This window comes from Micromonospora gifhornensis (assembly GCF_016863515.1).
Lineage (GTDB): Bacteria > Actinomycetota > Actinomycetes > Mycobacteriales > Micromonosporaceae > Micromonospora > Micromonospora gifhornensis.
In genome coordinates this window covers 1-24,198 of the sequence record NZ_BOPA01000012.1, presented here as the reverse complement: position 1 = coordinate 24,198, position 24,198 = coordinate 1, and the positions used below count along the sequence as shown (strand labels likewise).

The 24,198-nt window shown below is 70.2% G+C and carries 19 protein-coding genes; 8 read left to right on the top strand and 11 right to left on the bottom strand.

The genetic code is table 11. The annotated features are described in order from the left end of the window. Positions 1-30: 30 nt before the first annotated feature. The 5 genes from Vgi01_RS07345 to Vgi01_RS07325 all read right to left on the bottom strand — a co-directional run bounded on the left by Vgi01_RS07345 (position 31) and on the right by Vgi01_RS07325 (position 5,657). Positions 31-1,053 (bottom strand): ABC transporter ATP-binding protein, encoded by a 1,023-nt coding sequence (locus tag Vgi01_RS07345; protein ID WP_204290534.1) that lies wholly within the window; start codon positions 1,051-1,053, stop codon positions 31-33. Further along, the gene (locus Vgi01_RS07340; RefSeq protein WP_204290533.1) at positions 1,037-2,074 is read right to left on the bottom strand and encodes an ABC transporter ATP-binding protein; all 1,038 of its coding nucleotides are present in this window, start codon (positions 2,072-2,074) and stop codon (positions 1,037-1,039) included. The genes Vgi01_RS07345 and Vgi01_RS07340 overlap by 17 nt, the downstream gene beginning before the upstream one ends. 6 nt (positions 2,075-2,080) lie before the next feature. Further along, a complete protein-coding gene (locus Vgi01_RS07335) occupies positions 2,081-3,037 on the bottom strand; it encodes an ABC transporter permease (protein ID WP_102659591.1) in 957 nt (318 codons plus the stop codon). Next, a complete protein-coding gene (locus Vgi01_RS07330; protein ID WP_204290532.1) occupies positions 3,030-3,968 on the bottom strand; it encodes an ABC transporter permease in 939 nt (312 codons plus the stop codon). The genes Vgi01_RS07335 and Vgi01_RS07330 overlap by 8 nt, the downstream gene beginning before the upstream one ends. Positions 3,969-4,052: 84 nt before the next feature. After that, positions 4,053-5,657: a peptide ABC transporter substrate-binding protein gene (locus Vgi01_RS07325; RefSeq protein ID WP_102659589.1), complete on the bottom strand. Its 1,605-nt coding sequence runs from the start codon at positions 5,655-5,657 to the stop codon at positions 4,053-4,055. 425 nt (positions 5,658-6,082) lie between these two features. Between Vgi01_RS07325 and Vgi01_RS07320 the strand changes: the two genes are divergently transcribed. Further along, entirely contained in the window at positions 6,083-6,943 is an 861-nt protein-coding gene (locus Vgi01_RS07320; RefSeq protein ID WP_203222307.1) for a bifunctional methylenetetrahydrofolate dehydrogenase/methenyltetrahydrofolate cyclohydrolase, read from the top strand. A 176-nt stretch (positions 6,944-7,119) separates the two neighbouring features. Next, positions 7,120-8,070 (top strand): malate dehydrogenase, encoded by a 951-nt coding sequence (locus tag Vgi01_RS07315; RefSeq protein ID WP_102659588.1) that lies wholly within the window; start codon positions 7,120-7,122, stop codon positions 8,068-8,070. Positions 8,071-8,154: 84 nt separating this feature from the next. Here Vgi01_RS07315 and Vgi01_RS07310 read toward each other — a convergent pair whose 3' ends face one another. Further along, positions 8,155-8,943: a TetR/AcrR family transcriptional regulator gene (locus Vgi01_RS07310; RefSeq protein ID WP_204290564.1), complete on the bottom strand. Its 789-nt coding sequence runs from the start codon at positions 8,941-8,943 to the stop codon at positions 8,155-8,157. 78 nt (positions 8,944-9,021) lie between these two features. Between Vgi01_RS07310 and Vgi01_RS07305 the strand changes: the two genes are divergently transcribed. Together Vgi01_RS07305 and Vgi01_RS07300 are read left to right on the top strand one after the other, a co-directional pair. Then, complete coding sequence (locus Vgi01_RS07305) at positions 9,022-9,420, top strand: VOC family protein (protein ID WP_102660644.1); 399 nt, start codon at positions 9,022-9,024, stop codon at positions 9,418-9,420. A gap of 226 nt (positions 9,421-9,646) precedes the next feature. Then, positions 9,647-10,864 (top strand): NADP-dependent isocitrate dehydrogenase, encoded by a 1,218-nt coding sequence (locus Vgi01_RS07300; protein WP_102660645.1) that lies wholly within the window; start codon positions 9,647-9,649, stop codon positions 10,862-10,864. Positions 10,865-11,443: 579 nt separating this feature from the next. Here Vgi01_RS07300 and galT read toward each other — a convergent pair. From galT to Vgi01_RS07285, 3 genes are all read right to left on the bottom strand, one after another. After that, positions 11,444-12,520: a galactose-1-phosphate uridylyltransferase gene (gene galT, locus Vgi01_RS07295; RefSeq protein ID WP_204290563.1), complete on the bottom strand. Its 1,077-nt coding sequence runs from the start codon at positions 12,518-12,520 to the stop codon at positions 11,444-11,446. A gap of 45 nt (positions 12,521-12,565) precedes the next feature. Then, positions 12,566-14,095: an adenylyl-sulfate kinase gene (gene cysC / locus Vgi01_RS07290; protein WP_204290531.1), complete on the bottom strand. Its 1,530-nt coding sequence runs from the start codon at positions 14,093-14,095 to the stop codon at positions 12,566-12,568. Positions 14,096-14,194: 99 nt separating this feature from the next. Continuing rightward, positions 14,195-15,766 (bottom strand): glycosyltransferase family 2 protein, encoded by a 1,572-nt coding sequence (locus Vgi01_RS07285; protein ID WP_102660648.1) that lies wholly within the window; start codon positions 15,764-15,766, stop codon positions 14,195-14,197. Positions 15,767-15,991: 225 nt separating this feature from the next. On the opposite strand from Vgi01_RS07285, the gene Vgi01_RS07280 reads away from it, so the two are divergent. From Vgi01_RS07280 to Vgi01_RS07265, 4 genes are read left to right on the top strand one after another with little or no spacing between them, the layout of a single operon-like run. Next, complete coding sequence (locus tag Vgi01_RS07280) at positions 15,992-16,906, top strand: ABC transporter ATP-binding protein (RefSeq protein WP_102660649.1); 915 nt, start codon at positions 15,992-15,994, stop codon at positions 16,904-16,906. Beyond that, on the top strand, positions 16,899-17,780 hold the full coding sequence (locus Vgi01_RS07275) for an ABC transporter permease (RefSeq protein ID WP_102660650.1): 882 nt from the start codon (positions 16,899-16,901) through the stop codon (positions 17,778-17,780). The genes Vgi01_RS07280 and Vgi01_RS07275 overlap by 8 nt, the downstream gene beginning before the upstream one ends. Next, a complete protein-coding gene (locus Vgi01_RS07270; RefSeq protein ID WP_102660651.1) occupies positions 17,777-18,721 on the top strand; it encodes an ABC transporter ATP-binding protein in 945 nt (314 codons plus the stop codon). The genes Vgi01_RS07275 and Vgi01_RS07270 overlap by 4 nt, the downstream gene beginning before the upstream one ends. Next, a complete protein-coding gene (locus Vgi01_RS07265) occupies positions 18,721-19,431 on the top strand; it encodes an ABC transporter permease subunit (protein ID WP_204290530.1) in 711 nt (236 codons plus the stop codon). Before Vgi01_RS07270 ends, Vgi01_RS07265 begins: the two co-directional genes overlap by 1 nt. Positions 19,432-19,580: 149 nt before the next feature. Here Vgi01_RS07265 and valS read toward each other — a convergent pair whose 3' ends face one another. Both valS and Vgi01_RS07255 read right to left on the bottom strand, forming a co-directional pair. Continuing rightward, positions 19,581-22,196 (bottom strand): valine--tRNA ligase, encoded by a 2,616-nt coding sequence (valS, locus tag Vgi01_RS07260; protein WP_204290529.1) that lies wholly within the window; start codon positions 22,194-22,196, stop codon positions 19,581-19,583. Between the two features lie 43 nt (positions 22,197-22,239). Further along, entirely contained in the window at positions 22,240-24,108 is a 1,869-nt protein-coding gene (locus Vgi01_RS07255) for an ABC transporter ATP-binding protein (RefSeq protein WP_233197063.1), read from the bottom strand. Positions 24,109-24,198: the final 90 nt, after the last annotated feature.

Sequence of the window (24,198 nt, the reverse complement as noted above, 5' to 3'; positions counted from 1 at the left end):
ATACGCGAGGCGTTAGGAAGGGGCCCTTCCTTACTCCCGGAGGGCGGCGAAGTGGCAGGCGGAGGGGTGCGGGTCGGCGGCCCGCGGCACGGCCCGCGGGTCCTCCAGGGCGCAGATCTCCTGCGCCTTCCAGCAGCGGGTACGGAAGTGGCAGCCGCTCGGCGGGTCGGCCGGGCTGGGCACGTCACCGGTCAGCCGGATGATGTCCCGGCGGTCCCGGGCCTCCGGGTCGGGCAGCGGCGCGGCGGAGAGCAGCGCCTGGGTGTACGGATGGGTGGCCCGCTCGTAGATCTGCTCCTCGGTGCCGATCTCCACGATCCGGCCGAGGTACATCACCGCGATCCGGTCGGAGATGTGCCGGACCACCGACAGGTCGTGGGCGATGAAGATGTACGACAACCCGAACTCGTCCTGGAGTTCCTCCAGCAGGTTGATCACCTGGGCCTGGATGGAGACGTCGAGGGCGGAGACCGGTTCGTCGCAGACGATCACCTCGGGTCGTAGCGCCAACGCCCGGGCGATGCCGATGCGCTGCCGCTGACCTCCGGAGAACTGGTGCGGGTAGCGGTTGATGTGTTCCGGGTTGAGCCCGACCACGTCGAGCAGTTCCTGGACCCGCTGCTGGCGGCTGCCCTTCGGTGCCGCCTCCGGGTGGATCTCGAACGGTTCGCCGATGATGTCGCCGACAGTCATCCGCGGGTTCAGCGAGGTGTACGGGTCCTGCATCACCATCTGCATGTTGCGCCGGATCCGACGCAACTCGCCTCCGGAGGCGGCGAACAGGTCACGCCCGGCCAGGGTGGCCCGCCCGGCGGTCGGGCGCTCCAGTCGCATCAGCAACCGGGCCAGGGTGGACTTGCCGCAGCCCGACTCGCCGACGATGCCCAGCGTCTCGCCCCGGCGCAGGTCGAAGCTGACCCCGTCGACCGCCTTGACCGCGCCGATCTTCCGTTTGAACAGCACCCCCTGGGTGATGGGGAAGTGCTTGACCACGTTGTCGACGTCGAGGATCGTCTCGCCCCGGATCTTGGTGGGGTCAGCCGGCGCGGTCATCGTGTACCTCCTGCGCGAAGTGGCACGCGCTGGTCCGGCCGTCGCCGAGGACCAGGTCGTGCGGCACCACGTCCACACAGACCTGCTGCACGTACGGGCAGCGGGGGTGGAAGGGGCAGCCGCTGGGGATGCGCATCAGGTTGGGCGGTAGCCCTCGGATGGTGGAGAGCTTCCCGCCGCGCTGGTCCAGGCGCGGGATCGATTCCAACAACCCCTTGGTGTACGGGTGGGCAGGCGCCCGGTACAGCGATCGGACGTCGGCGTGCTCGACGATGCGGCCCGCGTACATGACCGCGATCCGGTCCGCCACGTCGGCGACCACACCCAGGTCATGGGTGATCAGGATCAACGCCATGTTCAGGTCGCGCCGCAGGTCGGCGAGCAGATCCATGATCTGGGCCTGCACGGTGACGTCGAGGGCGGTGGTCGGCTCGTCGGCGATGAGCACCTTCGGCTCCATGGCCAGCGCCATGGCGATCATGACCCGCTGACGCATGCCCCCGGAGAACTGGTGCGGATAGTCGTCGAGCCGACTGGCCGCCCCCGGGATCTGCACCAGTTCCATCAGCTGCACCGCACGGCGGCGGGCGTCGGCCCGGGACATGCCGAGTCGCTGGCGCAGCGTCTCGCCGATCTGCCAGCCCACCGGAAACACCGGGTTCAGCGCGGAGAGCGCGTCCTGGAAGATCATCGCGATCTCCTTGCCGCGTACCTGCCGGCGCTGCTCCTCGGGCAGTTCCAGCAGGTCCCGACCCTGGTAGCAGATCTGTCCGGAGCGGATGTGGGCCGGCGGCGTGTCCAGGATGCCCATGATCGCCTGGGCGGTGACGGACTTGCCGGAGCCGGACTCGCCGAGCACGGCGAGCGTCTCGCCGGGGTCGAGGTGATAGCTGACCCCGTTGATCACCTTGGCCACCCCCTCGCCGGTACGGAACTCGATGTGCAGGTCCCGCACCTCCAGCAGGTGCTCACCGGGCGGGGTCGGCGAGGCCGGCGTCGGCGGTGAGGTCGGCGTTGGCATGGTCGGTCACCGCAGTTTCGGGTCGAAGGCGTCGCGGATCGCGTCGCCGAGCATGATGAACGCCAGCACGGTCAGGGCAAGGAAGGTCGACGGGACCAGCAGCGGGGTGGCCGACTCCCGCATGTGCACCCGACCGTTGTTGATGTCGATGCCCCAGGAGATGGTGGGTTCCTTCAGCCCGATGCCGAGGAACGACAGGGTCGCCTCGGCGGCGATGAACGAGCCGAGCGCGATGGTCAGCACCACGATCGCCGGGGCGAGCGCGTTCGGCAGGATGTGTCGCCACATGATCCGGCCGTTGCCGGCACCCAGCATCCGGGCCGCGGCCACGTAGTCCTGCTGCCGGGCGGTGATCACCGAGGACCGGACGACCCGGGCGGCGGTGGTCCAGCCGAGCACCGCCAGCACGAAGATGACCGAGCCGAGGCGTACCGTGGCGCTGTCGCTGGCCACCCGCTTGAGCAGCACGATCGCGGCCAGCAGCAGCGGGATGCCGAGCACGATGTCGACGATCCGGGAGAGCACCGCGTCGACCCAGCCGCCGAAGTAGCCGGCAAGCATCCCCACCACCAGCGCGATGATCCCGGTGAGCAGCGCCGACAGGGCGCCGACCAGCAGCGAGGCCCGCGCGCCGTAGACCGCCCTGGCGTACGTGTCACAGCCCTGGAAGTCGTACCCGAAGATGGCTCCGCCGCTCGGCGCGGCGTGCTGCCGCGACAGGATGCAGTCCGTCGGATCGTTGCGGGTGAACAGCCCGGGCGCGACGGCCATCGCGGTGACCAGCAGCACCAGCGCCAGGCTGATCCAGAAGATCGGCTTGCGGCGCAGGTCGCGCCAGGCGTCGCCGGCCAGACTGCGGGGCCGGCCCGGCTGTCCGACGCGTCCCGGCGTGCCGGGCTCGCCCGACACCCCCCGCCGCGCGGCCTGGTTCTCCGAGGACGCCACCGTCTCGAAGTCACTCATAGCGGATCCTCGGGTCGAGTACGGCGTACAGGACGTCCACCACCAGGTTGGAGACGAGGTAGACCACGACGAGCACGCTGACGATCCCCACCACAAGTGGACCGTCCTCGGTGCGGATGGCGCGGAAGAGGTTGAAGCCGACGCCCGGGATGTTGAACACGCCTTCGGTGATGATCGCGCCGCTCATCAGGTTGCCCAGTTCGACGCCGAGGAAGGTGATCACCGGGATCAGCGAGTTGCGCAGCACGTGCACGGTGACCACCCGCCGCCTCGGCAGGCCCTTCGACCGGGCGGTACGGACGTAGTCGGCCCGCAGGTTCTCCGCCACCGAGGTACGCGTCAGTCGCAGCGCGGTGGCCAGGGAGAGCGAGCCGAGCACGATGCCGGGCAGCAGCAGCGCGTAGAAGCTCGGGTCGGCGCCGGAGGTGGCCGGGAAGAGCTGCCACTTGACGCCCAGCAGGTACTGCGCGAGCGGGGCGAGCACGATGGTCGGGATGCCGAGCACCAGCAGCGTCAGCAGCAGCGTGGAGTTGTCGAAGATGCTGCCGCGCCGGATACCGGCGAGCACGCCCGCGGTGACCCCGAAGATGACGGCGACGGCGATGGCGATCAGCGCCAGCTTGATGGTGACCGGCCAGGCGTTGGCGAGGATCTCGCCGATCGGCCGGCCGGTGAGCGACTCGCCCAGGTCGCCCCGGAGCAGGTTCGACAGGTAGTCGAAGTAGCGGTAGAAGAAGCCGCCGAAGCCTGTCGCGTCGAGGTGGTACTTCTCGGTGAGGTACGCCCGCTGCGCGGCGGTGACCGGACGTTCGCCGGCCAGTGCCTGGATCGGGTCGCCCTGCCCGGCGAACATCAGGGCGTAGACGATCAGCGTGGTGCCGAAGAAGGCCACGACCATCTGGAGCAGCCGCCGCACGATGAAGCGGAACATACTTGGCAGTCTCCCTGAAAAGGGGCGAATGCCGTGGCGGGTCGGGTCATCGCGTGATGACCCGACCCGCCCGTTTGCGCTGTGTTACTTGACTACCTCGATCTTGACGAGGTCGACCCGGTCGAAGAGGTCCACCTCGACGTTCTTCACCTTCGTCGAGTGTCCGAAGTTGTTCTGGCCGAACCGCAGCGGCACGACCGGCATGTCCTGGGCCAGCAGGTCCTCGGCGGCCTGGTACTTCTTGATCGCCTCTTCCTCGCTCGGCGCGCTGACGCCCTCGGCGAGCAGCTTGTCGAACTCGGGGTTGCTGTAGCCGTAGTAGTTCGACGACCCGTTGCTGCTGTACAGCGGGCCCAGGTAGTTCTCCATGGACGGGTAGTCCATGATCCAGCCCATCCGGAACAGGCCCACGGGCTGCTTGGCCTTCACCTTGGTCAGCAGGTCGGCGAACTTCGGCTCGGCGTTGCCGACGCAGTCCACGCCCAGGTTGGCCTTGAGCTGGTTGCAGGTGGCGTCGATCCAGTCCTTGTGGCCACCGTCGCCGTTGTACGACAGGGTGATCTTCGACGGGCCGCCGGCGGACTCGTACAGCTCCTTGGCCTTGGCCGGGTCGAACTCCCCGGCGGCGCCGACGGTGTTGTCCCGGTAACCGGCGACCACCGGCGAGACGAACGAGCGGGCCGGCTGCTGGGAGTCCTTGAAGATCGACTTGGTGATCTCGTCACGGTCGATCGCCATCGAGATGGCCTTGCGCACGTCCGGGTTGCTGAACTCCTCCTGGAAGGTGGGGAACGCCAGGAAGTGCAGCGACGAGGCCGGGCTCTGCAGGAACCGGTCACCCAGGTCGACGGCGGCCGTCGACAGGTTCTCGGTCGGGATGGTCTTGATCACGTCCAGGTTGTCCGACAGCACGTCCGCGTACGCGGCGGTCAGCTGCTGGTAGATCCGGAACTCGACGCCGGCCACCTTGGGCTGCTCGCCGGGGAAGGCGTCGTAACGCTCGACCTCGACCTTGGCGTCGTGCTGCCAGGTGCCCTTCATCTTGAACGGACCCTGACCGATCGGCGCCTGCTCGTACCCCTCGGCCAGGACGCCGGGCGCGGAGAAGGCGGCCTTCGGCAGCGGGTAGAAGGCGGTGTAGCCGAGGATCGACTTGAACTCGCTGTACGGCTGGGACAGCGTGACGGTGAAGGTGTGGTCGTCGACCTTCTTCAGCCCGCTGAGCGTGGTGGCCTTCGGGGTCTCGCCCTGGAGGTCGTCGAAGCCGGCGATCTTCTCGAAGAAGTAGCTGGAGTTCTGGCCGTTGGGGGCGTACGCGCCGTAGTTCCAGGCGTCGATGTAGCTGTCGGCGGTGACGTCCTCGCCGTTGTGGAAGGTGTAGCCGTCCTTGAGCTTCACGGTCCAGGTGGTGTTGTCCTCGGACGTGATCGACTCGGCCGCCACCTCGTACGGCTTGTGCGCCTCGTCGTAGTCGACAAGCGGGCTGAACAGGGCGGACAGCACCTGAGAGCCGCTTGTCTCGTTGGTGTTGGTCGGCACCAGGTGCTGCGGTTCGGCGATCTCGATCCGCACCGCCGCGTTGGGGTCACTCTCGCCGGATCCGCCGTTGCCGCCCGAGCCGCAGGCCACCAGGCCCAGGGTCACCGCGAGCGGGAGGGCGGTCCAGGCTGCGAGCCTACGAACACGCATCAAGCCTCCTCATCTCCTTACGCAGCGCAGTCAGGCCCGGCGTTGGGTGACTCTGCGCAACGAGTGGCAACGGTAGGTCGCGGGCTGCGGGTCGACAACGCGCCGGTTGCTCCCCGGGACCCGTACGTTGTCGGACGGCTACGCTCGTGCTATACGCTTCCATCAGGTAAAAGCCGACATCAGGCGGTAAAATCGTGCGAGGTATCGCCGGAACCCGGCGGCTCTGGCATCGAACGGTGGCCATCGATCGGGTCGTCGTGCTGAGGAGGTTCCGGCCCCGGTGTCCGGCCCGGGCGGGATATCTGCCGAGTCAGGTTACCTAGAGTGACGATGGGCACGTTGCTGAGCGTGATCACAGGCCTGGTGCGGGTGAGCTGGAGTGGTCCGCGCAAACCGGCCGCACGGGTCGTGAGACGATCGGAGGCGTGACGGCGACGCTTCTGGACGGCAAGGCGACCGCAGCCGAGATCAAGGACGAGCTGCGGGCACGGGTCAAGGCGCTGGCGGAGCGGGGCATCGTCCCCGGCCTCGGCACGGTGCTGGTCGGCAGCGACCCCGGCTCCCAGGCGTACGTCAACGGCAAGCACCGGGACTGCGCCGAGGTCGGCATCGCCTCGATCCGTCGGGAGCTGCCCGCCGACGCCACCCAGGCCCAGGTCGACGAGACGCTCGCCGAGCTGAACGCCGACCCGGCCTGCCACGGCTACATCGTCCAGCTGCCGCTGCCCGGGCACCTCGACACCCAGCGGGTGCTGGAGCTGATCGACCCGGACAAGGACGCCGACGGCCTGCACCCGGTCAACCTGGGCCGGCTCGTGCTCGGCTACGACGCGCCGCTGCCGTGCACCCCGCGCGGCATCGTGGAACTCCTGCGCCGGCACGACGTGCCGCTGCGGGGCGCCAACGTCGCGGTGGTCGGCCGGGGCAACACCGTCGGGCGGCCGCTCGGCCTGCTGCTCACCCGGCGCAGCGAGAACGCCACGGTGACCCTGTGCCACACCGGCACCCTCGACCTCGCCGCGCACACCCGCGCCGCCGACATCGTGATCGTCGCCGCCGGCGTACCGGGCCTGCTCACCACCGACATGATCACGCCGGGTGCGGTGGTGGTCGACGTCGGCATCACCCGCGTGATCGGGTCGGACGGCAAGGGCCGCTACACCGGCGACGTGGACCCGGAGGTCGCCGAGGTGGCGGGCAAGCTCGTGCCGATGCCCGGCGGCGTCGGCCCGATGACCCGCGCCATGCTGCTCACCAACGTCGTCGAACGCGCCGAACGCGGCTGAGGTGTAAGGAAGGGCACCTTCTTAACGCCTCCGGTAGAGCAAGGGCCCCTTATTAACACCCGGAGCGGTGGAACGAAACCCCCGAGCTGCTCATAACCGTCCGCCCCTGGCCCGATCGGTGCCACCATGGCTGATACGGTCCGGAAAACCGACTGGTATCAGGGAGTGGGACGACCATGGGTAAGAAAGTCACTGTCGTCGGCGCCGGTTTCTACGGCTCCACCACCGCGCAGCGCCTGGCCGAGTACGACGTCTTCGACACCGTCGTGATCACCGACATCGTGGAGGGCAAGCCCGCGGGTCTCGCCCTGGACCTCAACCAGTCGCGGGCCATCGAGGGCTTCGAGACCAAGGTCGTGGGCGTCACCACCGGCCCGAACGGTGAGGGCTACGAGGCCATCGAGGGCTCCGACGTGGTGGTCATCACCGCCGGCCTGCCCCGCAAGCCGGGCATGAGCCGGATGGACCTGCTGGAGACCAACGCGAAGATCGTCCGCCAGGTCAGCGAGAACGTCGCCAAGTACGCCCCGAGCGCCGTGGTGATCGTCGTCTCCAACCCGCTTGACGAGATGACCGCGCTGGCCCAGCTCGCCACCCAGTTCCCGCACCAGCGGGTGCTCGGCCAGGCCGGCATGCTGGACACCGCCCGGTTCACCAACTTCGTGGCCGAGGCGCTGAACGTACCGGTGAAGACCGTCAAGACGCTGACCCTCGGCTCGCACGGCGACACCATGGTCCCCGTGCCGTCCAAGAGCACCGTCGACGGCAAGCCGCTGCGCGAGGCGATGCCCGCCGAGCAGATCGAGGAACTGGTCGTCAAGACCCGCAACGGTGGCGCCGAGGTCGTGGCGCTGCTCAAGACCGGCTCGGCGTACTACGCCCCGTCGGCCGCCGCCGCGCGCATGGCCAAGGCCGTCGCCGAGGACTCCGGCGAGGTCATGCCGGTCTGCGCCTGGGTCGACGGTGAGTACGGCATCTCCGGCGTCTACCTCGGCGTCGAGGCCGAGATCGGTGCCCAGGGCATCAAGCGGGTCGTCGAGACCGACCTCGACGCCGACGAGCTGGCCGCCCTCAACGAGGCCGCCGAGGCCGTCCGCGCCAAGCAGGCCGACGTAGCCAACATGTAACCGCCGGGGCGCCGCCCCCAGCTGAGTTGATCAAGAGGTTTGCGTCTCGGGAAGCCCCTTCCCCAGACGCAAACCTCTTGATCGTCAGGGGGAAGTGGGGGTGGTGGGTGGGGGGTCGATCAAGGGGGTCAGGGCGTCCAGGACTCGGGTCAGGCCGAAGGTGTAGGCGTGGTCGGGGTGGTAGGCGGCGTTGTGGGCGGCGCCTGCGGCGGCACCGACTCGGACGGCGGTGGGATAGCGCCGTTCGTCGAGGACCTCGGCCAGCAGGGGGGCGTTCGCGGTCCACCACTGCTCGTCGGTCCAGGCGCTGGCCTGCCGCGCTGATCGCGCCTCGGCCGCGGAGCGGGCGGCGGCCCGGACGAAGTCGAGGACGAAGGTCAACGCGGCGTCCCGGGTCACGTCGTCCAGGCCGGTGTCGTCGAAGGCGCGTAGCTCGTACTCGTACTTGGCCATCAGGCCCGGCCCGAGCGGTGGCCGGCCGGTGGCCACCTCGGCGGCCCACGGATGGGCCGCGAAAAGCTCCCGGTTGTCCTGGGCGAGCGCCGCCACCCGCGTACGCCACGGCTCGCCGGACCGGTCCGGCCGCGGCATGTCCGCGTAGAGCGCGTCCAGCATCAGGTCGATCAGTTCGGCCTTGCCCGGCACGTACGTGTAGAGCGTCATCGGTGCCACCCCGACGGCCTTGGCGAGCGCCCGCATCGTGACCGCGTCCAACCCTTCGCGGTCGGCCAACTCGATCGCGGCGCGGACGATGTCGTCCAGCGAGCGGCCCTGGCGTGGGCCGCGACGCGGGCCGTCCTCGGTTCGACGCCAGAGCAGTCGCAGGGTGTGGGCGGGATCGCCGCCTCCGGTGTGATGGTCGGGCACCCTCAGATCTTCGCAGGCCAAATCGTCGTACGCAGTACGTTGTACAATGTACGAAGATAAAGTTCCCGCGCCCAGGGAGGGCATGTGCAGATCACCGGATCGGCCGTCTCGCTAAACGTCCAGGACGTCTCGGCCTCTGCCGAGTTCGTCAAGCAGCACTTCGGGTTCCGGGAGGAGATGTCGGCCGACGGGTTCGTCTCGCTGGCCCGCGACGGGGTCGGCTTCAACCTGGTCTTCCTGCGCACCGGCCTGGCCAGCCTCCAGCCGCCGGTCCTGAAGGAACAGCAGGCCCAGGGCGTGCTCGTCGCCTTCGTGGTGGACGACATCGACGCCGAGTACGCCAAGATCCAGGCCGCCGGTGTGCCGATCACCACACCGATCCAGACCGAGCCCTGGGGCGAGCGCTTCTTTCAGGTCACCGACCCCAACGGAGTGATCCTCCAGCTGGTGCAGTGGATGCACAGCCCCGAGCAGGCCGGCTGAGTGCGGCGCTGACGGCATGTTCCGGGCCCGGTGGGGTAATTCCGCGCCGGGCCCGGCGGTCCGCCTGGCCGCGAGCCCGCCGACCGCGAACGGTGTCGGTCGTGCCCTGAGTGGGCCGGTCAGCGGTGGGTGGTCGGCCAACCGGTGGCCGCGACGTTCCTGCTTCGGGCGGGTCCAGTACGCTCGTACTGCTTGAGCATGTGTCCCCCGAGAGGAGCGCCGGCCGATGGCGAAGATCAAGGTAAACAACCCGGTCGTGGAGCTCGACGGCGACGAGATGACCCGGATTATCTGGAAGCAGATCCGGGAGCAGCTGATCCTGCCCTACCTCGACGTCGACCTGCACTACTACGACCTGTCGATCCAGCACCGCGACGCCACCGACGACCAGGTGACCGTCGACGCCGCCAACGCCATCTCCGAGCACGGCGTCGGCGTCAAGTGCGCGACCATCACCCCGGACGAGGCCCGGGTGGAAGAGTTCGGGCTGAAGAAGATGTGGCGGTCGCCGAACGGCACCATCCGCAACATCCTCGGCGGCGTCGTCTTCCGCGAGCCGATCATCATGTCCAACGTGCCGCGGCTCGTCCCCGGCTGGACCAAGCCGATCATCATCGGCCGGCACGCCCACGGTGACCAGTACCGCGCCACCGACTTCGTCGTACCCGGCCCCGGCAAGGTGACCATCACCTACACCCCGGCCGACGGCGCGCAGCCGATCGAGATGGAGATTGCCAACTTCCCGGGCAGCGGCATCGCGATGGGCATGTACAACTACGACGACTCGATCCGGGACTTCGCCCGGGCGTCGTTCCGGTACGGCCTGGACCGCGGCTACCCGGTCTACATGTCCACCAAGAACACCATCCTCAAGGCGTACGACGGCCGGTTCAAGGACATCTTCGCCGAGGTCTTCGAGAACGAGTTCAAGGCGGAGTTCGACGCCGCCGGCCTCACCTACGAGCACCGGCTCATCGACGACATGGTCGCCGCCGCGCTCAAGTGGGAGGGTGGCTACGTCTGGGCCTGCAAGAACTACGACGGTGACGTGCAGTCCGACACCGTCGCGCAGGGCTTCGGCTCGCTCGGCCTGATGACCTCGGTGCTGCTCTCGCCCGACGGCCGCACCGTCGAGGCCGAGGCCGCCCACGGCACCGTCACCCGGCACTACCGGCAGTGGCAGAAGGGCGAGAAGACCTCGACCAACCCGATCGCCTCCATCTACGCCTGGACCCGGGGCCTGGCCCACCGGGGCAAGCTGGACGGCACCCCGGCGGTCACCGAGTTCGCCAACACGCTGGAGCAGGTCATCGTCGACACCGTCGAGGGCGGCCAGATGACCAAGGACCTCGCGCTGCTCATCTCGCGGGACGCCCCGTGGCTGACCACCGACGAGTTCATGAACGCGCTCGACGAGAACCTGGCGCGCCGCCTCGCCGCCTGATTTCCGTCGTACGCAGCCCGCCGGCCTCAGCGCCGGCGGGCTCGTTCATTTCACAGCCCACCACCAACCAGCGTCACCTGCCCCGGCGCGCCTCGTTGACCTGGGTGGACGAGATGCCAGTCCCGTCCCTGGAAGGTTGATCGTCGCCGCCGTGCGGCACGAGTGCCCAGCCAGCCTTCCCGGCTGTCGAGCACAGCCAGCCGTCCCTTCCCTGCGGGGGGCCCTGTCCCGGGCCCCCCGCGCCCTGTCTCGGACCCCATCTCGACCTGGGCTCCGTCTCGCCTTGAGTCGCAACCCGGCTTCATCGCTGGGCAACGCGTCCGCACGCCCGGGCAAGAACCCACCACCGGGCCCTTTGCTCTGCTTCACCCCACGCAACGTTTTCGGTCGACATTCAGTGCGTGGAGTGAAGCAGAGCAAAGGGCGTGGGTAGAGGGTTGTGCGAGCGGAGCAACCCGGCGTGGGCAAGGCGAAAGGCGGGGACAAAGGGGTACGCGGGCAGAGCGGCGCGGGCAGGGCAGGGCGGTGCGGCGGTGACCAGCGGAAAGAGCAGCCGGGTGACGCCGAGCGGCGGTGAGGTCAGGTGGCGCGGAGCAGGGCGGCGGCCCGCTCCGGGGCGATGTCGTTGATGAAGACGCCCATCGCCGACTCCGACCCGGCCAGATACTTCAGCTTGTCCGCCGCTCGGCGGATGCTGAACAGCTGAAGGTGCAGGTGACCCAGCTCGCGGTCGACGCGTACCGGCGCCTGGTGCCAGGCGGCGATGTACGGCATCGGGGTGTCGAACAGCCCGTCGAAGCGGCGCAGCAGGTCCAGGTAGAGCGGGCCGAAGGCGTCCCGTTCGGCTTCGGTCAACGCCGGGATGTCCGGCACCGGCCGGTGCGGCGCGACGTGCACCTCGAACGGCCACCGGGCCGCCGCCGGCACGTACGCCGTCCAGTGTTCGTTTGTTGCCACCACCCGCTCGCCGGCGGCGCGTTCGGCGGCGAGCACGTCGGCGTAGAGATTGCGTCCGCCGGTGCGCTCGGCGTGGCGGCGGGCCGCGGCCAGCAGTGCGCGGGTACGCGGCGGAAGGAACGGGTAGGCGTAGATCTGCCCGTGCGGGTGGTGCAGGGTCACCCCGATCTCCACGCCCCGGTTCTCGAAGCAGAAGACCTGCTCGACCTCGGGCAGTTCACCGAGCACCGCCGTACGGTCGGCGAGCGCGTCGAGGACTGTGCGTACCCGGCGCGGCGGCAGGCCGGCGAAGGAGGCGTGGTGGTCGGCGGTGAAGCAGACCACCTCGCAGCGGCCCCGGCCGGGGCGTACCTCGGTGAGCGGGGTGATCTCGGCCGGTTCGTCGACCACCCGTTGGCTGAACGCCGGGAACCGGTTCTCGAAGACCGCGACCGCGTAGTCGGGCGCCGGGATCTCGCTGAGCCGCTGCTCGGTGGACGGGCAGAGCGGGCACTGGTCGACCGGCGGGAGGAAGGTGCGCGTCTGCCGGTGTACGGCCAGCGCCACCCACTCGTCGGTGAGCGGGTCGTAGCGCAGCTGCGAGGCGGGCGGGGGCGGCGGCAGGTCGCGGCGATCCGGCTGGTCCCGGACGACGTCGTCCCGCTCGTCGAAGTAGATCAGCTCGCGGCCGTCGGCCAGGCGAATCGCGGTACGCCGCATCGCGCTGACCGGTAACTGATCAACCATCGGAAGACGGGCTCCTCATCAGAACGACTGCAGGCGCGGCTCGATCCAGCCGGTCTCGGTCAGGTGATGCAGTACCTGCTGCACCGCCTCGTCCACGTCGAGGTCGCTGGTGTCGATCACCAGATCGGCGTCGGTCGGCTCCTCGTACGGGTCGTCGATGCCTGTCATCCCGGTGAGCAGGCCCGCCCGCGCCCGCGCGTAGAGACCCTTGCGGTCGCGTCGCTCGCAGACCTCCAGCGGCGTGGCGACGTGCACCAGCACGAACCCGGCGCCCGCCGCCACCGCCATCTCCCGGGCGGTCGCCCGAGCCTGGGCGTACGGGGCGATCGGGCAGCAGATGCCGATGCCGCGGTGCCGGGCGATCTCGGCGGCCACCCAGCCGATCCGGCGTACGTTGGTGTCCCGGTCGGCCCTGCTGAAGCCCAGCCCCGCGGTCAGTTCGCGGCGCACCACGTCGCCGTCGAGCAGGGTGATCGTCCGTTCGCCCTGCTCACGCAGCGCGTCGGCGAGGCCACGGGCGATTGTCGACTTGCCCGAACCGGAGAGCCCGGTGAGGAACACCACCAGGCCCCGGTGCCGTCGGGGCGGCCGGGCCCGGCTCAGCTCCTTCGCCACCGCCGGGGGAGTGTGCCACTCGGGCAGCGGGAACCCCCGGTCGAGCAGGTCCTCGATCTCGTTGTGGGTGAGCGGGAGGCGACGGTTGCGCGGCGGGATGTCCTCGCGCCAGCGCCACTGGCCGTCCCGGTTGTCGTAGGCCAGCTCGCGCGGCACCAGCACCCGCAGCCCGCCCCCGGAGAGCATCTCGCTGGTGGAGAGCAGGTGGGTGACGCCGTACGCGGCGGAGACCCGGGCCCGCAGCAGGGCGTCGCCGATCTCGTCGCGCCGTCGGGCCAGCGGCACCGCGACCACGGTCGTCGGCGGCATCCGGTCCCGGGCGGCGAAGACGCAACGCACCAGCGCCTCCGGCGGCAGCCCGCCGGCGCCGTCCTCACCGACCGGAATCATGATCAGCAGATGGGCGCTGAGCGTCCGCACGGCGTGCGCGATCTGGGCCAGCTGCGGCCGGTGCAACGGTCGGTCGGCGACGACACCGAGCACCCGTCCCGGTGGCAGCAGCGCGCGGATCTCCTCGGGGGTACGCCGCAGCCGCTGGAACGGCCCGTGCCCGCCGTCACCGAGCCGGCGTACCCTGCCGCCGACCCCGGCCACCCCGTCGCGTACCTGCCAGCTGTCGGTGACCTCCAGGGCCGCCACCGGCGCGCCCTCGCCGTCGGTGAGCACAAGCGTGCGTCGGTTCGGGTCGGCCAGGTCGAATTCGCGCAGCAGGGCGGTGGGCACCTGGAGGGTCACCGCGACCGGCCATGGCGTGCCGTCGACGAGTCGGCCCCGGCGGCTGACCGAGACCAGGTCGGCCCGGGTCAGGAAGCCGGTCAACGGCGCGTACGCACCGGTGAGCAGCAACTCCAGATCCGCGAGCTCGCCGGGACGCGGCGTGTACGCCGGTGCGTCCCGCAGTATCTCGTCGGGCAGCACCCACCCGTTGCTCATCAGACCCCCAACTCCGGCGACCGGCACACAGTTTCGCAGTCGCCCGCCAATCGGTCGAGGGCAGCACTGCCACCGGCCCGATCGGGCCACCGCCCGCTGTTACGACAGCGGCACCGCCTGCGGGCGGGCCAGGCCCAGCCGGTCCCGTGCGGAACCGGTCAACCGTCGCCACAGACCGGGCCGGGGCGCCGGTGGTGAGGCGGGAGTCTTCTTCTTCCGTTTGTCGACCACCACCGGCCGGGCACCGTCGGCGTCGCAGGTGATCTCCAGCGGCAGCTTCGCGTCGATGGTCCAGCCGAAGCCGGCGACCCGGGCCTTGAGGATCCACTCGCCCCGGGTACGACCCTCGTTGAGGGTGCCGAAGTCGACAGTGGCCGCCCCCCGGTAGCGCACCTGAAACTCACCTGCTTCCCCGGGGACCCGGTCCACCTCGTGGTGCACCGGGAGGAAGAACTCGTCGTTGGTGGTGGCGTGCTGCGCGATGACGTCGAGGCGGGCCGCGCTCAGGTCGTCGGTGCAGTCGAGCCACTCGTCGGGTACGTCGTCGACCGGCACCACCAGCCGATCCCGGCCGTCGGCGTGCGTGAACGAGACCGGTTCGTCGGCGTTGCGGAGCTGGCTGTTGAGCAGCAGCGTCAGGGTCAGACCGGTCAGCTCGTACGCCTTCAGCCGGGTCCGGGCGCGCACGCCCGCGTCCCACTCGGCCAACCGGACCAGATCCTCGACCCGACCCTGCGCGGCCAGGCCGGCGACGGTGCGCTCGACGCTCCGCAGGCCGCCCGCCACCTCCGGGGCGAACCGCTCCTGGATGGTCTTCTGCACCTCCGCGGCGACCTGGTCGACCCAGTCCCGGGGCGCGTTGCCCAGCCCGGTGCCGCGCAGTCGACGGACCATCTCGCTGCGCAGCCAGCGCCGGTGCATCGTGTCGCGCAGCAGCCCCGGCTCGGTGTGCGCGTCGACGATGTCCAGCACCTCACGCAGGCTGTCGTAGTACCCGGAAGGCTCCATCCGGGTGGCTGTCAGGTTGCCGCCGTCCGGTCGCCGCGCATGGTGGTAGCAGGTGTAGTCGGACAGCACACTCGTGCGCCGGGACAGCAGGTAGGCGCGCGCGACCAGGTGATGGTCCTCCAGCCGCTTGTGCGGTTCCTCGGGGAAACGCAGGTCGTGCGCCAGCAGGAACGCGCGGCGGAACATCTTGTGGCAGGTGAGGCTCTCCATCAGCGGAGAGTCGTCAAGCCTGGCGTCGGGGCGGTTGACCCGGAACAGCTCGCGGGGCACCGACCGGCCGTGCCCGGTCATCTTGCCGATGGCGATGTCGGCGCCGTTGGCCACCGCGTAGCCGTGCAGCCGCTCCAGCGCCTCGTCGGCGAGCCAGTCGTCGTCGTCGACGAACTGGACGTACTCGCCGCGGGCCCGGTCCAGACCCAGGTTGCGGGGGCGCGACGGCCAGCCGGAGTGCTCGCAGCTCAGCACCGTGACGTGCGGGTGGGCGGCGGCCAGCTCCGCCAGTCGGGCCGGTGTGTCGTCGGTCGAGCCGTCGTCGACGAAGACCACCTCGAAGTCCGTCACCGGCATCGACTGGCCCAGCAGCGAGTCGATCAGCTGCTGGAGGTGCCCGCCCGAGTTGTACGTCGGGACCACCACACTTACCTTGAGCTCGCCGGTCGTCATGGCTGACCACTACCCATCGTGCTGTCGGAAGAGCGAATGGTGGGCTCCAGTGTGTACCAGTGAATCGATCTTTCCGGGGCGGGGTACGTGCACCGGAATCCATGCAAGCCGCAGCAGGACGACGACCCCGACTGATCCCTAGGGGGAGTCACCGGAAGCAGGATCAGGGAAAACCGGGGCGCGTGCCGGACAGACCGCGTTGTCGTCCGTCTCTAGGCTGTCGTCGTGACACTGATCGCAACCGAGTCGTTGACCAAGGTCTACGGCGGTGGGGTGACCGCGCTGTCCGAACTGACAGTGACGGTCGAGCCGGGAATCGTCGGCCTGGTCGGCGCCAACGGCGCCGGCAAATCAACCCTTATCAAGCTCCTGCTGGGCCTGCTCACCCCGACCCGTGGCCGGGTCCGGGTGCTGGGCCTGGACCCGACCACCGAACCGGCGGCAGTCCGCGCCCGGGTCGGCTACATGCCGGAGCACGACTGCCTGCCACCTGACCTGTCCGCCGCCGAACTGGTCACCCATCTCGGGCAGATCAGCGGCCTCCCACGTACCGCCGCCCGGGAACGGGCCTCCGAGGCGCTGCGGCACGTCGGGCTGCACGAGGAACGCCATCGTCCGGTGGGTGGCTACTCCACCGGCATGAAGCAGCGAGTCAAGCTCGCCCAGGCTCTCGTGCACGATCCCGACCTGCTGCTGCTCGACGAACCCACGAACGGCCTCGACCCGGCCGGCCGGGACGCCATGCTGGCCCTGGTGCACCGGATCGGCACCGAGTTCGGCATCTCCGTACTTGTCTGCTCCCACCTGCTCGGCGAGGTCGAGCGGATCTGCGACACCCTGGTCGCCATCGACGGCGGGCGGCTGCTGCGTGCCGACCACATCGCCGCGATGACCTCGACCACCGACGTGCTCGCCGTCGAGGTCAGCGAGGGCACCGAGACGCTGGCCGCCCGGCTGGCCGCGCTCGACCTGCCGGTGAGTCGGGAGGGACGGCTGCTGCTCGTCCCGCTCGCCGACCAGCAGACGTACGACCTCATCATCGGCGCGGTCGCCGACCTGGACCTGCCGCTGCACCGGCTCGACCAGCGCCGGCACCGGGTGGCCGAGCTCTTCGCCCGCAGGGAGGGCAGTCATGTCTGAACCGACGGGTGTCATCCACGACATCGGCTACCAGCGCTACACCGGCCTGCGGCTGGGCCGCCGAGCGGTCTTCGGCGCGCTCTACGTGCACGGCGTACGGACCGCCTTCGGGTTGGGTCGCAGCGCCAAGGCCAAGATCTTCCCCTGGCTGGTGGTCGGCATCGTCCTGATGGTGGCCGGCGCGGTGACCGCGATCGGCAGCCAGATCGGCGAAACCCTCATGACGTACGCCCAGTTCGCCGATTCGATGAGCTGGCTTGTCATCTTCTTCGTCGCGGTGGCCGCGCCGGAACTGGTCTCCCGGGATCTGCGCAGCGGTGTGCTGCCGCTGTACTTCTCCCGGCCGTTGCCGACCGTCGACTACCCGATGGCCAAGCTGCTCGCGCTGGCCACCGCGCTCTGGATGCTGCTCGGCGCGCCGCAGCTGGTGATGTTCCTCGGCGCCGCGTTCACCGGCAACGACATGGGCGCGGTCTGGGACGAGCTGCTGGACCTGGTGCCCGGTCTGCTCTACGCCGGGTTGTGGGCGGTGGTCTTCGCCGCGGTGGGGCTGCTGATCGCCTCACTGACCGGCAAGCGGGCCTTCGCCGCCGGCGGCATCGTCGCCGTCTTCCTGATGACCACGCCGATCGTCGGCGTCCTGTCGATCCTGCCCTCGCAGGCCGCGAACCAGCTCGCCGGCATCGCCTCGCCGTCCACGCTCGTCCAGGGTGTCGGCATCTGGACGATGCGCGACCAGGTGATCACCGACCCGGACGCCCTCGGTCCCGACCTCGGTGCCTTCGGCCCGGTGTACGCCCTGGTCGCCGCCCTGCTCGTCGCGGCCTGCGTCGCCCTGCTGCTGGCCCGCTACCGGAAGGTGGCCGCCCGATGACCACGACCAGTAGTCCCGCCCCGACCACCACCAGCACCCTCGACCTCGCCGGGGTCTCCCGCTGGTACGGCAACGTGGTCGCGGTCAACGACGTGAGCATGAGCCTCGGGCCGGGCGTCACCGGTCTGCTCGGCCCCAACGGCGCCGGCAAGACCACGCTGCTGCACATGATGGCCGGCTTCCTCGCCCCGTCCCGGGGGCAGGTCACCCTGGACGGTCTGCCCACCTGGCGCAACCCGGAGGTCTACCGCCGGCTGGGGTTGGTCAGCGAACGGGAGGCCGTGCACAGCTTCCTCACCGCGCACGAGTTCGTGCTGGCCACCGCGAAGCTGCACAAGCTGCCCGACCCGCAGGCGGCGGCCCGCCGGGCCATCGCCATGGTCGAGTTGGAGGGCGCACAGGACCGCCGGATCGGCACCTACTCCAAGGGCATGCGGCAGCGGGCCCGGGTGGCCGCGTCACTCGTGCACGACCCGCAGGTGCTGCTGCTGGACGAGCCGTTCAACGGCATGGACCCGCGCCAGCGCCTGCACATGATGGAGTTGCTGCACTCGCTCGGCGATGCCGGCCGCACCATCCTGTTCAGCTCGCACATCCTGGAGGAGGTCGAGCAGGTCTCCGGCACCGTGCAGGTGATGGTCGCCGGGCGGCTCGCCGCCTCCGGTGACTTCCGCACCATCCGCCGGCTGATGACCAACCGGCCGCACGTGTTCGCCATCCGCTCCACCGACGACCGGGCGCTGGCCGTCGCGCTGATGGCCGAGCCGTCGGTGACAGGTGTCGAGTTGGGCCGCGACGGGCTGACCGTACGGGCCGGCGACTACGGCGCCTTCACCCGCGTACTGCCGAAGGTCGCTCTGGCCCGGGGCGTACGGGTGCGGCAGCTGCTGCCCGAGGACGAGTCCCTGGAGAGCGTCTTCTCCTACCTGGTGGAGGCCTGATGTCCACTGTTTCCTGGATCACCGCGCGCGGGCTGTTCGGGCGTCGCCGGTTCCTGTTGCTGCTGCCCTTGCCCGTGCTGCTGGTGGTGCTGGCCGTGCTCTCCCGAGGCCTCGGGGTGGCCCCGTCCGCCTGGGGGCCGCCGGTGCTCGTCGGCCTCGGGTTGGCCGTCGTGCTGCCGGTGGTCGCGTTGATCGTCGGCACCGGTGTGCTCGGTGCCGAGATCGACGACGGCACGGTGGTGCACGTGCTCACCACACCGCTGCCACGCTGGCAGATCGTGCTGCCGAAGCTGGCGGTGGCGGTCGGGGCCACCGCGGTCACCGTCGCGGTGCCGCTGTTCGCCGCCGGCCTGCTGGCCGACTCGGTACGCCTCGGACTGGCGCTGGCCGTCGCCGCCTCGATCGGAGCGCTGGCCTACTCGGCCCTGTTCGTGGCGGCCAGCCTGCTCACCCGACGCCCGGTCCTGCTCGGCCTGGTCTACGTGCTGATCTGGGAAGGGCTGCTCAGCAACGTCGTCACCGGCACCCGGGTCCTTTCCATCCAGCACTACGTGATCGCGCTGGCGGACCGGCTCGCCCCGACGAACCTGCTCGACACGACGGTCTCCGTACCGGTGGCGGCGGTGATGACGGCGCTGGTGAGCGTCGCGTTCACCCTGCTGGCCGTCAACCGCCTCCGCTCCTTCTCCGTAGCCGGCGAAACCAGCTGACGTGCAAGGAAGGGCACCTTATTAACGCCTGAGGTAGAGGAAGGGCCCCCTGTTAACACGAGCCGATCTGCTGTGATCGACAACTGTTAACAAGGGGCCCTTCCTATGCACGAGGCGTTAATAAGGTGCCCTTCCTTACACCTCACCCCCTAGAAGGCGCAGGCGATGACGAGTTCGGGGGTGCGGTCGGGGAGCAGGTCGAGTTTGCCGATGTGTCCGGCCGCCCGCAGGTCGTCGACGATCAGCGTGAGCTGGTCGAGCAGGGCGGCCGGGCCGAGCGCCTCGGCCAGCGGCACCTCCGCCTTCATGGACAGCTTCCGCTCGGACTTGGCCCGCCGCACCTGCCCGAGCGCGTCGGAGGCCAACCGCAGCAACGCCGGATCACCCTCGCCCTGGATCGCCCGGCTCACCTCGTACGTGGTGGGCCACGGTGACCGGTGCACCGAGCCGTACCGCCACCAGGACCAGACCTCCTCGGTCGCGTACGGCAGGAACGGGGCGAACAGCCGCAACTGCACCGACAACGCGGTGGCCAACGCGGCTCGGGCCGAATCCGCGCCCGCGCCGGTGCCGTAGGCGCGTTCCTTCACCAACTCGATGTAGTCGTCGCAGAACCGCCAGAAGAACGACTCGGTGGCCTGCAACGCCGCCGTGTGGTCGTACGCCTCGAAAGCCGTCGTCGCGGTCGTCACCACCTCGGCCAGCGCGGCGAGCATGGCCCGGTCCAACGGTTCGGTCGCCGCAGCGCGCAGCGCGTCGGCGGCGCCCAGCCCGAGCGCGAACCGCGACGCGTTGAGCAGCTTCGTGGCCAGTCGCCGACCGACCTTGATCTGCGCCGGGTCGAAGGCCAGGTCGACGCCGGGACGCCCGGTGGACGCCCAGTACCGCACCGCGTCGGAGCCGTGCTGCTCCAGCAGCCCCATCGGGGTGACCACGTTTCCCTTGGACTTGGACATCTTCTTGCGGTCCGGGTCCAGGATCCAGCCGGACAACTCGGCGGTCCGCCACGGCAGCACGCCGTGTTCCAGGTGGGCCCGCACGACCGTGGCGAACAACCAGGTGCGGATGATCTCCTGCCCCTGGGGGCGCAGGTCCATCGGGAAGACCCGGGCGAACAGGTCCGGGTCGGTCTCCCAACCGGCGGCGATCTGCGGGGTCAGCGACGAGGTGGCCCAGGTGTCCAGCACGTCCGGGTCACCGACGAAACCGCCCGGCATCCCGCGCTGGGACTCGTCGTAGCCGGCGGGCACGTCGTCGGACGGATCGATCGGCAGCGAATTCTCGTCGGGCGTGAGAGGCTGGGACCAGTCCGGCTCGCCAGTGTTGTCGAGCCGGTACCACACCGGCACCGGCACGCCGAAGAAGCGCTGTCGGCTGACCAGCCAGTCACCGGTCAGGCCACCCACCCAGTGCTCGTAGCGGTGCCGCATGTGCTCCGGCACCCAGCGCAGCTCGCGTCCCCGAGCCAGCAACGCCTCCCGCAGGTCGGTGTCGCGGCCCCCGTTGCGCAGGTACCACTGCCGGGTCGAGACGATCTCCAGCGGCCGGTCGCCCCGCTCGTAGAACTTCACCGGGTGGGTGATCGGGCGCGGCTCGCCGACCAGGTCACCCGCGTCGGCCAGCAACTGCGCGATGGTCCGCCGGGCCGCGTTGACGCCCTGCCCGGCCAGCGCCGCGTACGGTTGCGCCGGCACCCCGGCCGGCGGTTCCGGCAGCAGCCGGCCGTCGCGCCCGATCACCACCCGGGTCTCCAGGCCCAGATCCCGCCACCAGGTCACGTCGGTCAGGTCACCGAACGTGCAGACCATCGCGATGCCGGTGCCCTTGGCCGGCTCCGCCAGCGGGTGCGCGCGCACCGGCACCTCCACGTCGAAGACGGGCGTACGCACAGTGCCGCCGACCAGGTCCGCGTACCGCTCGTCGTCGGGGTGGCAGACCAGCGCCACGCAGGCCGGCAGTAACTCCGGACGGGTGGTGTCGATCAGCACCTCCCGCCCGCCGGGAGCGTGGAACCGCAACCGGTGGTACGCGCCGGGTCGCTCGCGGTCCTCCAACTCGGCCTGCGCGACGGCGGTGGCGAAACCGACGTCCCACAGCGTCGGCGCCTCCGACTGGTACGCCTCACCCCGGGCCAGGTTGCGCAGGAACGCCCGCTGCGAGGCGGCCCGAGCCACCGGGCCGATTGTGGTGTACACCAGCGACCAGTCCACCGACAGGCCGAGTCGACGCCACAGCGCCTCGAAGACCTGCTCGTCGGCGAGGGTCAACCGCTCGCACAGCTCGATGAAGTTGCGTCGGGAGATCGGGGTCGGATTCTTGCGGGCCGCATCGTTCACCGGCGCGTCCGGTGCCTGCCAGTCCGGGTCGTACGGCAGCGACGGGTCGCAGCTCACGCCGTAGACGTTCTGCACCCGGCGTTCGGTGGGCAGCCCGTTGTCGTCCCAGCCGATCGGGTAGAAGACCGTCCGACCGCGCATCCGCTGGAACCGGGCGACCAGGTCGGTGTGGGTGTACGAGAAGACGTGCCCCATGTGCAGCTCGCCCGATACGGTCGGCGGCGGGGTGTCGATCGCGTATACGTCCGCGCTACGGCCATCCGGGCTCGGCGAGTCTGACGCCTCGCCGCGACCCCGGACAGCCGCCTTCGAGCGGTCGAACGCGTACGTGCCCTCCTCCTGCCAGCGGCGCGACCAGGTCTCCTCGAGCCCGTCCAAACTCGGACGCTCGGGGACGCCGGTACGGGCCGTCCTCGCCGTATCAGTCATCCGTCGATGGTAGGCAGCGTCGCGCCGCCGGGCATCGAATTACCTAGAGCAGCGAGTCGATCCACTGGCGGTGCAGGTCGGCGTACCGGCCACCGCCGGCGATCAGGTCGGCCGGTGGACCGTCCTCGACGATCCGGCCGTCGTCGAGGACCAGCACCCGATCGGCGATCTCCACAGTGGAGAGTCGGTGCGCGATCACCACTGCGGTCCGGTCGCGCAGGATGGTGCCGAGCGCCCGCTGCACCAGCCGCTCGGTCGGGATGTCCAGCGACGAGGTGGCCTCGTCGAGGATCAGCACCGCCGGGTCGGCCAGGAACGCGCGGGCGAAGGCGACAAGTTGCCGCTGCCCGGCGGAGAGCCGTCCACCGCGCCGGTGCACCTCGGTGGCGTACCCGTCGGGTAGTGCCGCGATGAAGTCGTGCGCGCCGATCGCCCGCGCGGCCGCCTCGACCGCCGCGTCGTCGGCGTCCGGGCGACCGAATCGGATGTTCTCCGCCACGCTGCCACCGAACAGGTGTGTCTCCTGGGTCACCAGCACCACCGCCCGACGCAGGTCCGCGTCGGCCACCTGGCGCAGGTCCACCCCGTCCAGAGCGACCGTGCCGACTGCCGGGTCGTGGAATCGGGCGAGCAGTTTGGCGAGCGTCGACTTGCCGGCCCCGGTCGGCCCGATCAGCGCCACCGTCTGCCCGGCGGGGATGGTGAGGTCCAGCCCGGTCAGGATCGGCGCGTCCGGCCGGTACCCGAACGAGACGCCACGGAAGGTGACCGCACCCTGGTTCGGCCCCCGGGGCAGCGGCACCGGGCGTTGCGGCTCGGCCACCTCGGGCCGTTCGTCGAGCACCCCGGCGAGCTTCTCCAGGGCGGCGGTGGCCGACTGGAGCGCGTTGTAGAACTGGCTCAGCTCCTGCATCGGCTCGAAGAACCGCCGCAGATAGAGCAGGAACGCCGCGAGCACCCCGACACCGGTCTCGCCGCCGAGCACCCGGGCGCCGCCGTAGCAGAGCACCACCGCCACTGTGACGTTGCCGATCAGCTTGATCCCCGGCGAGTACGTGGCGATCAGGCGGAAGGCATGCCGGCTGGAGTGCCGGTAATCGTCGTTGACCGTGGCGAAGATGTCCTGGTTGCGGCCCTCACGGCGGTACGCCTGCACGGCCCGGATGCCCCGCATCGACTCCACGAAATGGACGATGACCAGAGCCATCGCCTCCCGGGTGCGGCGGTAGGCGGCGGCGGATGCCCGGGCGAACCAGCGGGACAGCCAGAACAGCAGCGGAAAGGCGAGCAGGGTGACCGCGGCCAGCGGCAGGTCCAACCAGAGCAGGATGCCGGCCACCGACACGATCGTCAGGGCCGCCATCACCAGGCTCTCCACCCCACCGTCGACGAGTTCGGCGATGGAGTCGATGTCGCTTGTCAGCCGCGAGATCACCCGACCCGAGGTGTACCGCTCGTGGAAGGCCACCGGCAGGCGCAGGAAGTGCCCGTACACCCGCTGGCGCAGATCGAGCAGGACGGCCTGGCCGATCCGGGCGGAGAGGGTGAGGAAGGCGCGGCGGGCGGCCCACTCGATGCCGGTCGCGGCGGCGAACGCCACCGCGACGGCCACCAGTGGGCCCGCGTCGCCGTCGCGCAGCGGGTCGATGGCCCGGTCGATACCGAGCATGACCAGGTACGGCCCGGACATCGCCGCCGCGTTCTGGGTCAGCAGCAGCGCCACCGCACCGCCCAGCCGGGCACGATGCGGGCGCAACACGTCGGCCAGCAGTGCACGACTGCGGACCCGTAGCCGGGCCACCGCCTCCGGGTCGGTGTCCTCGGCGAGACTGCGGTCGGCGTGCGGATCGGCAGCGAGCCCGCGCCAGCGCGCCGGGTCGGCCTCGTGACGACCCGAGCGCTGGCCCGGCACCCGGTGGTTCCGACCGGTCGGGTCGCCGGCCGTCACGAGCGCACCAGCGGGGAGCCGTCCGGTGCCGGGCCGACCGTGGACGACGACGCG

Bases quoted from the DNA above. Each gene is read 5' to 3' on its own strand.
- galT (WP_204290563.1), bottom strand. From the start codon at position 12,520: ATGCGGCGTACCGCGATTCGCCTGGCCGACGGCCGCGAGCTGATCTAC.
- Vgi01_RS07265 (WP_204290530.1), top strand. From the start codon at position 18,721: ATGTCCACTGTTTCCTGGATCACCGCGCGCGGGCTGTTCGGGCGTCGC.
- cysC (WP_204290531.1), bottom strand. From the start codon at position 14,095: ATGAGCAACGGGTGGGTGCTGCCCGACGAGATACTGCGGGACGCACCG.
- Vgi01_RS07340 (WP_204290533.1), bottom strand. From the start codon at position 2,074: ATGCCAACGCCGACCTCACCGCCGACGCCGGCCTCGCCGACCCCGCCC.
- Vgi01_RS07275 (WP_102660650.1), top strand. From the start codon at position 16,899: ATGTCTGAACCGACGGGTGTCATCCACGACATCGGCTACCAGCGCTAC.
- Vgi01_RS07325 (WP_102659589.1), bottom strand. From the start codon at position 5,657: ATGCGTGTTCGTAGGCTCGCAGCCTGGACCGCCCTCCCGCTCGCGGTG.
- Vgi01_RS07285 (WP_102660648.1), bottom strand. From the start codon at position 15,766: ATGACGACCGGCGAGCTCAAGGTAAGTGTGGTGGTCCCGACGTACAAC.
- Vgi01_RS07300 (WP_102660645.1), top strand. From the start codon at position 9,647: ATGGCGAAGATCAAGGTAAACAACCCGGTCGTGGAGCTCGACGGCGAC.
- Vgi01_RS07345 (WP_204290534.1), bottom strand. From the start codon at position 1,053: ATGACCGCGCCGGCTGACCCCACCAAGATCCGGGGCGAGACGATCCTC.
- Vgi01_RS07330 (WP_204290532.1), bottom strand. From the start codon at position 3,968: ATGTTCCGCTTCATCGTGCGGCGGCTGCTCCAGATGGTCGTGGCCTTC.
- Vgi01_RS07335 (WP_102659591.1), bottom strand. From the start codon at position 3,037: ATGAGTGACTTCGAGACGGTGGCGTCCTCGGAGAACCAGGCCGCGCGG.
- valS (WP_204290529.1), bottom strand. From the start codon at position 22,196: ATGACTGATACGGCGAGGACGGCCCGTACCGGCGTCCCCGAGCGTCCG.
- Vgi01_RS07315 (WP_102659588.1), top strand. From the start codon at position 7,120: ATGGGTAAGAAAGTCACTGTCGTCGGCGCCGGTTTCTACGGCTCCACC.
- Vgi01_RS07270 (WP_102660651.1), top strand. From the start codon at position 17,777: ATGACCACGACCAGTAGTCCCGCCCCGACCACCACCAGCACCCTCGAC.